This window comes from Sphingobacterium sp. SYP-B4668, from assembly GCF_027627455.1.
Classification (GTDB): Bacteria; Bacteroidota; Bacteroidia; order Sphingobacteriales; family Sphingobacteriaceae; genus Sphingobacterium.
Genome location: NZ_CP115483.1, coordinates 966143 through 981266, shown reverse-complemented (window position 1 = coordinate 981266; position 15124 = coordinate 966143). Strand labels below are relative to the sequence as shown.

Annotated in this window: 10 protein-coding genes; 6 read left to right on the top strand and 4 right to left on the bottom strand. The window is 39.6% G+C overall.

The features are described from left to right. Nucleotides 1-233: 233 nt before the first annotated feature. Nucleotides 234-3155 carry a cation transporter gene (locus OQ289_RS04205; RefSeq protein ID WP_270089545.1) on the top strand — a complete coding sequence of 974 codons (2922 nt, stop codon included), beginning with the start codon at nt 234-236 and terminating at the stop codon, nt 3153-3155. 47 nt (nt 3156-3202) lie between these two features. On the opposite strand, the gene OQ289_RS04200 is transcribed toward OQ289_RS04205, so the two are convergent. The 4 genes from OQ289_RS04200 to floA all read right to left on the bottom strand — a co-directional run bounded on the left by OQ289_RS04200 (nt 3203) and on the right by floA (nt 7347). Further along, entirely contained in the window at nt 3203-3781 is a 579-nt protein-coding gene (locus OQ289_RS04200; protein ID WP_270089544.1) for a Maf family nucleotide pyrophosphatase, read from the bottom strand. Nucleotides 3782-3784: 3 nt separating this feature from the next. Further along, a complete protein-coding gene (locus OQ289_RS04195; RefSeq protein WP_270089543.1) occupies nt 3785-4303 on the bottom strand; it encodes a KdsC family phosphatase in 519 nt (172 codons plus the stop codon). A gap of 542 nt (nt 4304-4845) precedes the next feature. Then, entirely contained in the window at nt 4846-6141 is a 1296-nt protein-coding gene (locus tag OQ289_RS04190; protein WP_270089542.1) for a DUF3472 domain-containing protein, read from the bottom strand. Nucleotides 6142-6360: 219 nt separating this feature from the next. Beyond that, nucleotides 6361-7347 carry a flotillin-like protein FloA gene (gene floA / locus OQ289_RS04185; RefSeq protein WP_033564799.1) on the bottom strand — a complete coding sequence of 329 codons (987 nt, stop codon included), beginning with the start codon at nt 7345-7347 and terminating at the stop codon, nt 6361-6363. Nucleotides 7348-7989: 642 nt separating this feature from the next. On the opposite strand from floA, the gene OQ289_RS04180 reads away from it, so the two are divergent. From OQ289_RS04180 to OQ289_RS04160, 5 genes are read left to right on the top strand one after another with little or no spacing between them, the layout of a single operon-like run. After that, on the top strand, nt 7990-11406 hold the full coding sequence (locus tag OQ289_RS04180; RefSeq protein WP_270089541.1) for a response regulator: 3417 nt from the start codon (nt 7990-7992) through the stop codon (nt 11404-11406). Nucleotides 11407-11414: 8 nt separating this feature from the next. Beyond that, on the top strand, nt 11415-12224 hold the full coding sequence (locus tag OQ289_RS04175; protein WP_033564797.1) for a CheR family methyltransferase: 810 nt from the start codon (nt 11415-11417) through the stop codon (nt 12222-12224). Nucleotides 12225-12231: 7 nt separating this feature from the next. Then, nucleotides 12232-12813, top strand: coding sequence for a chemotaxis protein CheB (locus OQ289_RS04170; RefSeq protein ID WP_270089540.1), 582 nt, complete (start codon nt 12232-12234; stop codon nt 12811-12813). 4 nt (nt 12814-12817) lie between these two features. After that, entirely contained in the window at nt 12818-14449 is a 1632-nt protein-coding gene (locus OQ289_RS04165) for a response regulator (RefSeq protein ID WP_270089539.1), read from the top strand. Between the two features lie 57 nt (nt 14450-14506). Further along, complete coding sequence (locus tag OQ289_RS04160) at nt 14507-15034, top strand: plastocyanin/azurin family copper-binding protein (protein ID WP_033564794.1); 528 nt, start codon at nt 14507-14509, stop codon at nt 15032-15034. Nucleotides 15035-15124: the final 90 nt, after the last annotated feature.

The window sequence follows — 15124 nt, the reverse complement described above, 5'->3', positions numbered from 1 at the left end:
TGTTGTCGAATATTAACTCCTCTCCACCTATATCGGGTACCCGATCACACCTCCTACATTGTAATTTCAGAATTTAGCATTAATTGTCTTTGAAATAAAGGATGTATAGAGTCCTTTTATCCTCCCAAGACTGTGAGTGCATTGCCTACTTTCAAAAACCACGTTGACCGTGCTTGATATTAGGGGACCACTTTCTAAGGGATTATTTATTCACATACAATTAATCATTACAAATGAAAGCAATATCCCATATCATACTATTTTTATTCATGATAGGTTCATTACCAGCCTTTGCCCAAAATGGTAAACAAGATAATACGGTGTCCTTTAAAGTCGGAGGAAACTGCGCCATGTGCAAAAAGAGAATCGAAAAAGCGGCCCTTATTAAAGGTGTGAAAACTGCGCAGTGGAACAATGCGACCGGAAATATCCAAATCGCATACGATGCTTCTAAGGTAAAAATTGAACAAGTCAAAGCAAGTATTACAGCAGTGGGTCACGATGTAGAAGGCAGGAAAGCAAGTGACAAAGTGTACAACGAACTACATGAGTGCTGCAAATATGAGAGGCTCCCCGCTCCGCCCCCAGCCGCAACCAATACTGAGGTACAGCTGCATACAAAAAAAGACAGCACAGCTATCTTTGAGGTGGCAGGCAACTGCGCCATGTGTAAAAAAAGAATCGAAACCGCAGCTTTGACAAAGGGTGTAAAATCATCAACTTGGGATAGCAATACGGGAATGATTACCGTTCAATATGATTCGGAAGTCATAGGACTTAATCGTATCAAACAAAATATTGCGGCAGTTGGACATGATACGGACGCGGTTAGAGCAAAAGATGATGTGTATAATGAATTGCACGAGTGTTGCTTGTACGAAAGATTGGGGGATCCAGCTGGGGATTCCGAAAAAAACGAACACAATCACGAAGGTAGTGGACACAAAGAGGAGGACCACCATGACCACGATCATGAAATAAAAGGAGTCGTTGTCGATGAAAATAGCAAAGGTGACCTTACTCCTATCGCAGGTGTAAATGTCAGATGGCTGGAGCACAAGGGTAGTCAGACATCCACCAATGAAAACGGAGTTTTTAATATCATGCATGAGAAAGGATATAAGTATTTGATATTTTCATTTGCCGGGATGCGCTCAGACACGGTCGAAGTCAAGAATCTGCATGAAGTATTAGTGGTCCATGCCAAAGAGAATGTTCTTTCCGAGGTAGTCGTATCTGGCAGACGCAAGTCTAGCTATATATCAGCATTAACCCCTTCTCGCGTTGAAGTATTGACTTCTAAGGAGCTTTTTAAAGCTGCATGCTGTGACCTCAGTGAAAGTTTCGAGACGAATGCTTCGGTAGATGTGGTCAGTAATGACGCAGTCACTGGCAGTAAGCAAATACAGATGCTTGGACTGAGTGGCATATATACACAGCTTACTGTCGAAAGCCTACCTGGACCAAGAGGGCTAGCCACGCCTCTAGGACTCAACAGTATTGCAGGTCCTTGGATTGAGTCCATACAGATCAGCAAAGGAATCGGATCGGTCGTCAATGGATACGAAAGCATGGCTGGACAAATCAATGTAGAGCTAAAAAAGCCTCAAAATTCGGAAAAGTTATTTTTCAATGCTTATGCAAATGACATGGGGAGAACAGATATCAACCTCAATCTAGCACAGAAACTTGGGAATAATTGGTCTGTAGGTTTGCTTTTACATGATAACTTCATGTACAACAAAAACATGAATTTCAGCAACAACGGATTTCGCGACCTTCCTGTTGGTAATATTTTCTCAGGGGTGAATCGATGGGCCTATGAAAATGGTAAAGGTTTTATCGCACAATTTGGAGTTAAATATCTAAAGGATGACCGTATTGGGGGACAAGTGGATTTTGACGAGAAAACCGACAAACTGACAACCAACCGCTATGGTGTAGGTTTTGACATCAACCGATTCGAAGGGTTTGCTAAGTTTGGGTATGTGTTTGAAGGCAACTCCCATCGCAGTATAGGCTTGCAATTATCAGGCACGTACTATGACCAAAAAAATTACTTCGGTATTCGTACTTATGATGCGGAACAAAAGAATGGATATGCTAATTTAATATACCAAGATATTATTGGGTCTGTAGCCCATAAATATAGAACTGGGATGACCGTGACCTATGATAATATAGATGAAACATTGGCCGGTACGGGTTACGCCAGAAAAGAAGTGGTATCAGGTGTCTTTGGAGAATATACGTATAGTCCAAATGAAAAGTTTGATGCCGTGTTGGGGATGCGAGCGGACTACAACTCGTTGTACGGTTGGTTCGGAACCCCACGTATGCAACTTCGTTATCAACCGATCCAAGGGACTACTTTAAGGCTGAGCTCTGGAAGAGGACAGCGTACGGCCAACATCTTTGCCGAGAATATGGCAGCAATGGCTAGCAGTCGAGCATTGGTGATCAAATCAAATAATCCTCAAGACAAGGCTTACGGTCTAAGTCCGGAAGTATCCTGGAATACAGGTATCAGTGTAGATCAAACTTTTCAATTATTAGGAAGAGAGGCTGGGGCTTCTGTGGAGGTCTTTTCAAATCATTTCCAAAACCAAGTAGTCGTTGATTTTGAAAATCCTAGGGAGGTCGCCTTTTACAATCTTGACGGGAAGTCTTATTCCAATAGCATGCAGGCCGAGCTTAGATTCATGCCTGCACCTCATTTAGAAGCACGCATGGCCTATAGGCTTTTAGACGTGAAGACCGACTATGCAGACAAAAGGCTTAGCAAACCACTTCTTGCCAAACATAGAGGTTTTCTGAACCTTGCATACACCTTACATTCGGGCTGGAACTTTGATTACACCCTCAACATTGTAGGACAAAAAAGGTTACCTTCTACAACGGCGAATCCAGTCGAATACCAACTTCCTGCGTATTCTAAGTCTTATGCCACGATGAATGCACAAGTGAGCAAAACTTTTGGAGCAGCGAAGAATTTTGATATTTATGTGGGAGCTGAAAATTTCACCAACTATTATCAAAAGAACCCTATTTTGGCACATGATGATCCCTTTGGCAATTATTTTGATACGAATATGCTTTGGGGTCCATTATCTGGACGCCTATTCTATACCGGAGTACGTTACCATATCAAATAAGATAAAAAAAGAAGGGGGATGCTAAGCGTCCCCCTTCTTTTTTTATCTTATATTTTTTTCAACTCCTGATAGAGTCTGGCTGTCGGCAACCCTACCACATTCGTATAAGTACCTTCTAATTTAAGAATTCCGACTAAGCCTATCCACTCTTGAATTCCGTAGGATCCAGCTTTATCGAACGGTTGATATTGATTAACATAATACGCAATCTCATCATCTGTCAATGGATTAAGTGTAACTGCAGTTACTTCCACAAATGTATTGACCTGCCCCTTCCAAAGAAGAGTAACTGCACTCATCACCTCATGCGTATTTCCACTAAGGAGTGACAACATCTCTTTTGCGGCATCGCTATCTTTGGGTTTACCTAGTATCAAATGATTAGCTACCACAATGGTATCTGCCGTGATGACGAGTTTATCTTGAAATTCGGTTGTTTGAAATGCCGAAGCTTTTTTTTCAGCAATAGCGACAGCTATTTCTTTGGGGGACAAGGCTTCGTCATACGACTCGTCCGTCGTTTTGACCACAACTTCAAAGTGTACTCCCATAGCTTTCAATAGTTCGCTACGTCGAGGTGATTGCGAGCCTAGTACTATTGAAATATTTTCTAAATTCTTTAACATGTATTAGATGCTTTTCACATTATTATCATCAAACCATTTATTTTGGAGCTTTAATGTCTTTTCGATTAGTTCACGCACCACGCCTTTCCCTCCGCTCTTGCCCGATACATAGTGTGAGATTTGTCTAATTTCTTCAACTGCATCGGCAGGACAAGCCGCAATCCCCACAGCTTTCATACAGTGATAGTCGGGCATATCGTCTCCAATGAACATGACGTCTTCCAATTCAATTTTGAAACGGTGCAATATATCTCCCAGCAAGGTTAGTTTGTCAGCAACGCCAAGATGAATCTCCTGTATACCTAACCCCTCCAATCGTCGTTGTACGCCTGCGTTCTTTCCTCCTGAAATCACAACGATAGGTAGCCCCTTCGAAATGGCCAAATGCATGGCATAACCGTCTTTAACGTTAAACGTACGCAGCTGCTCTCCATGCTCATCCACTTGGACAGTTCCGTCGGTCAGCACCCCATCTACATCCATTACGATTGCTTTTATTTTTGCAAATTCCTGTAAAACCATACATCGATCTTTTAATGTATTCAAACTTAGATAAACTTGTATCTTTTAACAAGTAATAGTTTTCTTTTTATAATGCTGTTGCTATTAAACTTATATCTATTTCCATCATTTACTGAATGAATAATTACTAAATCAGAACCAAGGAAACTTCGGTGAAGAATGAAAGTATTCGGTATAAAAATATGGATGATATATGCTTCATCAAATTAATGTCATGAAATAGTTGTTATCGCAACTTTTTACTCAAATCATTTGGAACGAGACCCGATTAGATTGTATCTTTGTAGAAGATAATTAAAGGTTATCTAGTCGTTGTAGTGACGGCTAATTTTAAAATGTCTTTTCATAATTTAGGTTTATAATTGGTTAGTAACGAACCCTGGCGCCCATCGTCAGGGTTTTGTTTTTTCTAACGGTACCATAAAAAAGGGATAAAGTAAAATATAAAAATATCAATCAGTTTAAACTGTTTACAACAACTAATCGGGAATTCGAAAAAAAAAGCAGCCGATGGCTGCCTTACACTTTGTTATATCAATTGCTTATTTCAAAGGCAAATTATTAAAATCAATCTCTGGAATCTTTCCAATAGACTTCCGTTCGAAACGAGAATCTACTACTGTTTTATCTGCAAAAAAACCACAGTTTCTGAGGAAAAAAGAATCACCTTTCACACCACCGGCATAATCCAGTCGGTATCCTTTTCGGGCTGTCTGATCGGCCGTAAATTTACCTTTTGTACATTCAATCCAATTGCCTTGTGCATCTCGCACCCATTGATTCCCGAACGTCACCTGACGTTGGTAAATTCCTTTGGTAGGATCAAAATTTTCTAAAAAGGAATGGAATCCTTTTAAATACGAATGCGTTTTGGGCCTCTCAAACTGTGCAATGAGTTGCCATTTTCCTTTCTCTGGGGCGTAAAACCATGCCGTATACTCGGTGTAGTCATCTGCAACGGGTCTTCCTTTCAGCAAAAATTTATAGGTATTGCCGGTAATCCAGTTATATCGCAAAAAACTTTGACCACCCGACCCTTCATTCCCAAACTCACCCGTATGTACTCCCTCCCCTTTAGCCTTTAGAATAATCTTATGATCATCGGGGATTGCATTTGGGTCATCTGTGGTAAAGGGACTCCATACTGAAAAAAGTATTCTTCGTTCTGTTTTGCTATTCACCTGCATACCAAAATATCCGCCGGAGAAACCATTCGCCATGTAGTATGAGCCTTCTACGTCATTACCTTTACCAACTGTCACTTCATTATAGTAATATTCAATTTCTTTATCCTGAGGCTGTATGTATCCCATATGTACCGATGGCCCTCTCCTGCCCCAGTAAAAAAAATTACCTTCATTGTTCGGCACAAAATTGGCAGAAGCTATCAAAAGAGGATTACCTTCTACTTGGTAACCTTTAATATCTGCAAAATGACGCTTTACTCCTTCTGCGACCAATTCAATCGCATAGTACCCGGTATCTTTTACACTCCACTCTCCTAAGTCAACTACTTTTTCATTGGACAGTACAATTGCCTTCTTTTGTTCGCCAATCTTAACGGTATATTTTCCGCCATCGTTTATCGCCGATATTACTATTTTCAGATTAACTTGTCCAGTTCGTCCAAATCTGACAAATGATTTAAAACTAATTTGTGGATCATTCCATCCTTTGATTTCATCTCCTTTTAATAGATTCTGGGTATTCGTGGCTGCTGGGTACTGCCAAGTATTTCCGCCAATTGGCAAGAAGAAGGTGGTGGCTCCTTGTTCTACGATTTGCTGTGCTTGTGTAAGAATAGGAAAGAGGAGGAAAAACAAAAACATTTTTTTCATTGGAATATTGTTTGGTTTTAAGGATAAACTCCAAATTACTACGGATAGGAATACCTTATGATGGGTAATATTTCCATCCAAAAATTAAAGTTTGGCTAAATATAGCGGATTCGAACTGAACATGGTAACTAGAGGCAATCAACTGAACATAAAAAAACCGATTGTGCAATACACAATCGGTTGACTATTTTTATAATATTTCTATTACAATCGAAAAGACTATTTGTTCGTCCCCTTATCTCCAGCGTTTGGCTTGGCAATTGAGGAACGCATTTCGGAATCGGCCTGTATATTTTGTATCTTATAATAATCCATAACACCAAGGTTACCACTTCGGAATGCTTCTGCCATAGCAAGTGGTACTTGTGCTTCGGCATCTATTACTTTAGCCCTAGCTTCTTGCGCTTTTGCACGCATCTCTTGCTCATTAGCTACTGCCATAGCTCGGCGCTCTTCCGCACGTGCATTGGCCACTTTAAGATCGGCCTCGGCTTGATCAATTTGTAATTTTGCACCAATATTCTCACCGATATCGATATCTGCAATATCAATAGACAAGATTTCGAATGCCGTACCAGAGTCCAAACCTTTTGATAATACCGTCTTGGAAATCCGATCGGGATTTTCGAGCACCTCTTTGTGATTGACAGAAGATCCTATCGTGGTGACAATCCCTTCACCCACCCTAGCCAAAATAGTTTCCTCTCCGGCGCCACCAACCAATTGATTGATGTTAGCACGTACGGTAACACGCGCTTTGGCAATCAATTGTATACCGTCTTTTGCGACTGCCGCCACTGGAGGGGTGTTAATAACCTGTGGATTCACCGACAATTGGACGGCGTCGAACACGTCCCTTCCTGCTAAATCAATAGCAGTTGCCAATTTAAAATCCAGAGGAATATTAGCTTTATCAGCAGAGATGAGGGCTTTTATGACCTTGTTCACATTTCCGCCTGCAAGATAATGGGTTTCTATTTCGTTGGAGGTAATATTCAGGCCCGCTTTAGTAGAAATAATCATGGCATTTGTCACCAATGAGGGTGGAACCTTTCTCAATCGCATCAAAACTAGATTCAATAGACTAATCTTAACATTAGAGAGCTGTGCCGTAAACCAAAGATTAACGGGCAATAGATACAAAAGAAAGAAGAAGGCAATGAGGCCTCCGATAATAAATAATACAAGCGAAATTTCAGGATTCATAAGTCAAATTAACAATCAACAGTTCAAACTTCATAAATATACCATAATTTATTCAATTGTGAATAAAATTGATAGATTGAATCAAAGCAGACCAGAGTTTTTTTGTGATACCTCCGGTTATATTTTTCAGATTAGTGACCGACCGAAACTGGATTTCTCAAAAAAGTCAGTGGCCCATGTATTACACTATAAAATAAATAACGAGTCAAAAAACAAGTCCGTCATCCTCAAAACATCAGCATCTCCACTTCTACGCAATTGATAATCAAAGAGCTCTTCTTACACAGAGCTACATCCACGGCCCTCCTCCCAATTCATTCCATAAAATCTTAAATATAATTTTCGTGTAATAAAACATTTAGAAAAGGAAAAACTATCTTTGGTATTGCATTTGAAGCCCATTAGGAATCTTCCGGAGACGAAAGTAACAAGGCTTTAATAAAGTGGCGAGGAGTCTAATCCTCAAAACTAACTACTATGAAATTCATTTATTAATGGGGACTATGCTCGACCACCCTAAGGGACTGTATATACAGAAACTGAATGGTCTGAACTGAGCAAATCCCAAGGAGACAACATATGCCTTTATCCATTTCGCAATGTGTGAAGAGGCAAATACTTATTTAATCTTACTTTTTAAAGATGAATAAAATTAATTTTAAGACACAAGTAACAATAGGAATTGTTATCTCTTTTTTGATCATTCTGTTTGCGGTGGTCTTCTTTTTCATTTCATTCGACAAAAGTGTCCGATTTAATGATGAAGTCATGGGACTGTCGGAACAAAAATTCAACACGATCAACGATCTGGAAATTAATTTAGGTATCGTCAATAATAACAAACTGCTATACGCGAGTACCCAGGATCCGCGTATGTTGGATATTATCCAAAGCAAGCAAACTATTATTAAAGAAGATTTGGTTGACCTCTTCAAGGCCACAGCCTACTACACTCCAAACCGAGTTATGGAAACTACCTTTAAGTCAGAGGTAGAAGCATTTCTAGATAATCGACAGTTAAAAAAAGATGCACAAACAAATGAAAAAGAACTTATTCACAGCATCATACAAGACTACGATCAGATTCAGAAACACCTCACGAGTACGATTAACTCCGTTGTAGATAGCCGGGCAAAATTCATTGATGAAAACAATGAACATCTCAAAATAAGTAGATTAGTTACCTATGCGTTAGTTATACTTGGGTTGGCGATCATGATCTTTCTATTCGTAAGGATCAACCAGGTCTTCATAGTATTGCGTAAAACATTGAAAAACGAGCAACAAAGTTACGACCAATTGAAAATGCTCGGGAATCAGATTGAGGATTCGAACTGGGTACTCCAGCAACTGTCACAGTTAGACACTGTAGTAAGAGGCGATTTTACAGAAAGTCAACTGGCCAAACAGGCACTTTCGTGTATATGCAAGAGTATCCATGCGACAGTAGGGACTATTTACTTTAAATCTTCAGAAAGTGACTCCTACAAATTGGCAGGCTCGTATGGTACAGATATAGACCAACTACCCAAATTTATTGACAACAAGAGTGGGTTACCTTTTGAGGTAATTTCCTCCCAAGAACAAATATACATCCCAGCTGTCAGTAATACCCAACTTCATGCATCAAGCATATTGGTTGCCCAATTTAATACCGATCTTTACATTGTACCGTTTATATATGAACACGAAACTGTAGGAATCATTGAAATAGGCGTGCAGATAGATGAAAAGCATGCTGATAGAATCAAGGAGTATCTCGACAAAATCGGAAATACGTTGGCAACTGCAGTCAAAGTAACACAAGCACACAACCAAATGTCAGAGATGTTTGAAGAGATGCAGCAGCAGACTGAGGAATTGGAGGCACAGCAAGAAGAACTACGTACTACTAACGAAGAGCTTATACATAAAACCAGTTTATTAGAAGCTTCCGAAGAAGAGCTCCGTGTGCAGCAGGAAGAACTCACACAGACGAATAATGAATTAGAAGAAAAAGCAAAACTGTTAGAGATTAAAAATAATGATTTAGATAAGGCCCGACAAAATATTTCCGATAAAGTGAAGGAAGTAGAACAGGCGAGTCATTATAAATCCGAATTCATGGCCAATATGAGTCATGAACTACGAACTCCCCTCAACAGTATATTGATATTAGCAAAGCTGTTGAAAGATAATAAACATGAAAATCTCAATACCGACCAAATCAAATATGCTTCGGTGATTCATAGCGCAGGATCGGACCTGCTTCACCTGATCAATGAGTTGTTAGATTTGGCTAAAATTGAATCCGGGAATGTAGAGTTATCTCAAGATAATATCGAGATTAAGACTTTGGTGTCGAATATTGAGGAGCTGTTCCGCACTACTGCAGAAGAAAAGGAGGTTAATTTTAGCTTAATTGTTGATCCTTCTACACCAACATCGTTTTTATGTGATGAGTATCGATTGGAGCAAATATTAAAGAATTTACTTTCAAATGCTTTTAAATTCACACAGAATGGCGGGCAAATTAGCCTTCAGTTTAAACAGGTGAATTCTAATCTGCATTTTGTAGTGAAAGACGATGGAATCGGAATCGCGGAAGAGAAACAAAGACTTATTTTTGAAGCCTTTAAACAGGAGGATGGCTCCACTAGTCGAAAATTCGGTGGTACCGGGCTTGGTCTTTCTATATGTCGAGAGTTAGCGAATCTACTAGGGGGTCGGATTTCACTAGAAAGTAAGCCAAATGAGGGGAGTACATTTACATTTATTGTTCCTTACCAACCGGTCTCGGAAAAACAAACGCGTACTGAATTCAGGACAACGAATAAAGAGAGTGTCACTCCATCAATCATTCAGTCACCCTTATCGAGTGATATTAAAAACAAGTCTGATAGAAATCGCTTGCTGATTATAGAGGATGACATCAATTTCGCTGAAATACTTAGAGATTACGCTATCGAGAAAGGATTTGAACCACTGCTAGCCTACAATGGGGTCAAAGGATTGGATATGGCCCTCGAACACCAACCTAATGCTATAATCCTAGACATTATGCTTCCGTTAATGGATGGTTGGGAAGTACTCAAAAAATTGAAGAGTAACGAGATTACTCGTGACATCCCCGTGCATATGATGTCTGCGGCTTCACTAAACAAGAATGAGCCAATCAATAAAGGAGCAATTGGATTCTTACGCAAACCAGTCTCAGAAGAATCTCTTGACAATGCGTTTAAAACTATAAAATCTCTAATCTCTACACCTTTAAAAAGAGTACTCATAATAGAGGATCATGCGTTACAAAGTGATTTCATCAAATCTTCGCTAAATGAGGGTAACACGGTAGTGGATCAAGCGTTCAATGCAAAAGAAGCAATGGAAATCCTCTCCATGCAAAAAGTATATGACTGTATTATCCTAGATATCAACCTACCTGACAGGTCGGGTCTTGAACTGTTGGATGAAATCAAAGCTATACCCCTGTATCAAAATACGCCCATCATCATCAATACAGCGATGGAAATACCTGCTGAAAGCACGGAACGAATTCTACGCCATACGCAAGCAATGGTATTGAAATCGGGCAAATCCAATACTAGACTTATCGATGAAGTCAACCTATTTCTCAACAGACTAGAGGATATTAAAGAACAAGGCAAACGCCCCACCAATACAAAGGGCGAAGTAATACTTGAAAAAGCATTAGCGGGCAAAAAAGTATTGATAGCGGATGATGATATGCGCAATGTATTTGCGCTAAGTACGGCATTCGAAGCATACAATATGCAGATAGAAGTTGCCAATAATGGCTTAGAGGCTATTCAATTATTGGAAAAGGGTAACGATTTCGACCTTGTATTGATGGATATCATGATGCCTGAAATGGATGGTTTTGAAGCCATTGAAAAAATTCGTCAAAATAAAAAGTTCGCGAATCTCCCTGTTATAGCGGTAACCGCAAAAGCGATGAAGGGGGATCGTGAAAAAACAATTCAGATAGGAGCAAATGATTATATAAGCAAACCGATAGATTTGGATAAGCTTATCTCATTAATGCGTGTTTGGTTAAGTTAATAAACGATATGATATCCTTTGAAGAGTTAGATGAGCTAATTGAGTTTGTAAAGAATGTGAATGGGATGGATCTATCTGGCTATTCCAGGGCATCTTTAAAACGTAGGGTTGCCAGGTTGATGAATCTTGACAAATTAGATCTTGTTGCGTTAAAGACTTCTTTGGTCAATACACCGGGTTATTTCAATCACTTCATCATCCAGCTGACAGTCAATGTGACCGAAATGTTTAGAGATCCTCTTTTCTATAAGGCATTACGTGAGGAGGTCATTCCGTATTTAGCTTCTTTTCAAAGAATCAAGATTTGGAGCGCTGGATGCTCTACCGGAGAAGAAGTATATTCCTTGGCCATTTTGTTAAAAGAGAGCAAAGTGGATAATCGCTCTTTTATTTATGGAACAGACATCAATAGTGATGTTATCGAACATGCAAAAAAGGGGATTTATTCTTTGCAAAAGGTGAAAGAATATTCGGATAATTTTCTGAAAAGTGGCACCACAAATTCGCTCTCGGATTACTACACAGCAATGTATGATGCCGTAACTATTCATAGTGAATTGAAGAAAAATGTACTCTTTTCCTCTCACAATCTGGTATCGGATGGTGTATTCAATGAGTTTCAATTAATTTCGTGTCGTAATGTACTCATATACTTCGATCCTAACCTTCAGGAAAAGGTTGTTGAACTTTTTCATGACTCACTCTGCCTTTTCGGCTTCCTTTGCTTAGGTTCTAAAGAAAGCTTACATCAGCATGCGGTATCTAGTAAGTTCAAGCTGGTGAACAAAAAACACAATATTTACCAAAAAATTGCATAACGGACGAATGGATAAATCAAGCATCATCATATTAGCCGGTTCAGCAGGAAGTTATGGCATTTTGGTAGATATTATCAAGGCTCTGCCCTCCGATATGACGATTCCCATTGTGGTAGTACTTCATCGAAATGCGAAGTATGAAACCCATATTGAACAAAATTTAAGTTCAAAATGTGAAATTACGGTTAAAGCAGCTGAAGAGAAAGAAGATATAATGCCTGGCGTAGTTTATTTTGCACCTCCTGGTTATCATTTACTGATTGAACCCAATTACACCTTCTCACTTGATCTATCCGAGCCTGTACAGTTTTGCCGGCCTTCAATAGACGTGACGATGGAATCGGCAGCAGATGTATACCTGACAGGGACAATCGGAATACTTTTTTCTGGGGCCAATCAAGATGGGGCAGATGGCATGGCTTATATCAAACAGATGGGAGGCACTTGCATTGTCCAAGACCCGCAGACAGCTGAGATTCCGACAATGCCGGAAGCAGCAATTCGACAAGCTGCCTACGATCAAGTTTTGGACAGCGCCCGTATCCTAGACTATATCCTCACTTTAAACAAACCACACATCAAGAATTAATTCCATGAAAAAATTAAATCTATTAATTTTAGATGATAAGATTGAAAATATCATAAGCCTCCAAGCATTATTGGAAGATATTGAGGGAATTAGCATCCTGAGCAGCACGGATCCAAATGAGGCGCTACGATTATGTTGGAAAGAGGACATCGCTATCGCACTGATAGATGTTCAGATGCCTGATATAAATGGATTCGAATTTGTGTCCATTTTGAAAGGCAATCCTAAAACTCGAGATATCATCGCGATTATGGTCACTGCCATATCCAAGGAAGACAAGTATTTGATTCAAGGGTTAAATAGCGGTGCAGTGGATTATTTGTACAAACCGCTTAGCCCCGAGATTACTATTGCTAAAGTAAGGTCCTTTATGCAGCAAGTCTTTACACAGCAGCAAATAAAGGAAAAAAATGCAGAACTGGAATTTTCAAAACAAGCCTTGATTCGTTCGAAAGAGGAGGCGGAGCAAGCTCGCAAATCAAAAGAGATATTCTTGGCCAATATGAGTCATGAGATTCGTACACCGATAAACGGCATTATGGGAATCACACAGATGCTCCGCAGTTCGAGCTTGTCTCCTGAACAGAAAGATTGGGTAGGCCGGTTGGATAATGCATCTCACTCGCTCTTACTCATCATCAATGACATCTTAGACATCTCGAAAATAGACTCTGGAATGATGAAACTAGAGTTTGAAAATTTGGTTATGCAAGATTTGTTCGATGACTTGAACAAAATTTTTAAGATTAAAGCTGCCAATAAGCAATTACAATTCGAAATGCAGACCGACCCTGCGCTCCCGGTATGTGTCAAGACGGACTCTTTGAGACTTCAGCAGATTCTCAGCAATTTTATTTCCAATGGTCTGAAATTTACAGAGAAAGGTAAAGTCACCCTGCGAATCAAAGTCCTCGAAACCATTGACAATAAGCATTTGATTCGATTTAGTGTAAGGGATACAGGTATCGGAATTCGCACTGTCTCACTCAACAAAATCTTTATGGCATTTGAACAAGCGGATGATGGCATTACCAAAAAATTTGGCGGAACCGGTTTGGGACTTGCCATTGTAAAGCGGTTGGCTGATCTATTCGAAGGAGAGGTGGACGCGAGTAGTGAATATGGAAATGGAAGTGAATTTTCTTTTCAATCTTGGTTTGAAGAGACCAATGATTTTGCAATTGCAGACCCCAAAATGGAACAACTCTATACACAACTCCCGAAGTTTGAAAAATTGCATGTCCTCATTGCGGAGGACAATGACCTCAACAGTTTTATGTTGTCTCATATCTTAAAAGCTTGGGATTGCGATGTAGACATCGTCAAAAACGGAAAAGCAGTGCTCGAAAATATTGAGCATCGAAATTATGACTTAATCATGATGGATACGCATATGCCTATCATGAGCGGATTCGAAGCAATCAAAGAAATCAAGAATCATACAGACTACGAGAAGGCCAATACCCCTATTATTACTATATCTGCTTCTGTTTTGGAGTCTGAACAAGCTGAAGCCTATGATGTGGGCGCTGATGGCGTAATCGGAAAACCTTTCGATGCGATTGACCTATATCATAAGGCGATTGAGGTAATCGAGAAAAAAAAGGGAATAAAAGTGACCTTCAAAAGGAACTGATTTAGAGATGAGATAAATATTGTGTATTTTGGTCAAAGATTAAATTTACAGTTCACAATGAAAAAATTATTTATTATTCCTGCCTTGGCTTTGGCTGTTGCCTTTGCTTCTTGTGGAGGAGAAAGCAAAAAAGCGACTACTTCTGAAAACACAGCACCAACAGAGGAGACAGCACCAGTAGAAACAGTTCCAGGCATCGAAAACGAAGCTATTTCAAATACTATTTCCCTCGAGGGAAATGATCAGATGAAATTCAGCAAAGATTTGTTCCGTGTAAAAGCTGGCGAACCTGTTGAATTGAATTTTAAGAATGCAGGAGAAATGCCAAAAGAGGCTATGGGGCATAATGTTGTCATCCTAACTCCAGGTACAGACCTTGCCACTTTTGGTGGAGAAGCTGCAGGTGCAGCTGCAGACGAATACATTCCTAAATCTTCTGCTTCATCTATTATTGCACACACTAAATTATTAGGTCCAGGAGAAACTGATAAAATTTCATTCACACTTGAAAAAGGTGTATACTCTTTTATCTGTAGTTTCCCAGGTCACTTTGGCATTATGCAAGGTAAGATTGTTGCAGAATAATCAAAGTTTGCTATAACGTTTAAAAGACGCCCTATGGGGCGTCTTTTTTATGTCAAAACGGCTATATTTTTCAGCAGTTACTACCTTATT

Coding starts and splice junctions, on each gene's coding strand:
- OQ289_RS04190 (WP_270089542.1), bottom strand. CDS start 6,141: ATGAAAAAAATGTTTTTGTTTTTCCTCCTCTTTCCTATTCTTACACAA.
- OQ289_RS04175 (WP_033564797.1), top strand. CDS start 11,415: ATGATATCCTTTGAAGAGTTAGATGAGCTAATTGAGTTTGTAAAGAAT.
- OQ289_RS04200 (WP_270089544.1), bottom strand. CDS start 3,781: ATGTTAAAGAATTTAGAAAATATTTCAATAGTACTAGGCTCGCAATCA.
- OQ289_RS04165 (WP_270089539.1), top strand. CDS start 12,818: ATGAAAAAATTAAATCTATTAATTTTAGATGATAAGATTGAAAATATC.
- OQ289_RS04160 (WP_033564794.1), top strand. CDS start 14,507: ATGAAAAAATTATTTATTATTCCTGCCTTGGCTTTGGCTGTTGCCTTT.
- floA (WP_033564799.1), bottom strand. CDS start 7,347: ATGAATCCTGAAATTTCGCTTGTATTATTTATTATCGGAGGCCTCATT.
- OQ289_RS04180 (WP_270089541.1), top strand. CDS start 7,990: ATGAATAAAATTAATTTTAAGACACAAGTAACAATAGGAATTGTTATC.
- OQ289_RS04170 (WP_270089540.1), top strand. CDS start 12,232: ATGGATAAATCAAGCATCATCATATTAGCCGGTTCAGCAGGAAGTTAT.
- OQ289_RS04205 (WP_270089545.1), top strand. CDS start 234: ATGAAAGCAATATCCCATATCATACTATTTTTATTCATGATAGGTTCA.
- OQ289_RS04195 (WP_270089543.1), bottom strand. CDS start 4,303: ATGGTTTTACAGGAATTTGCAAAAATAAAAGCAATCGTAATGGATGTA.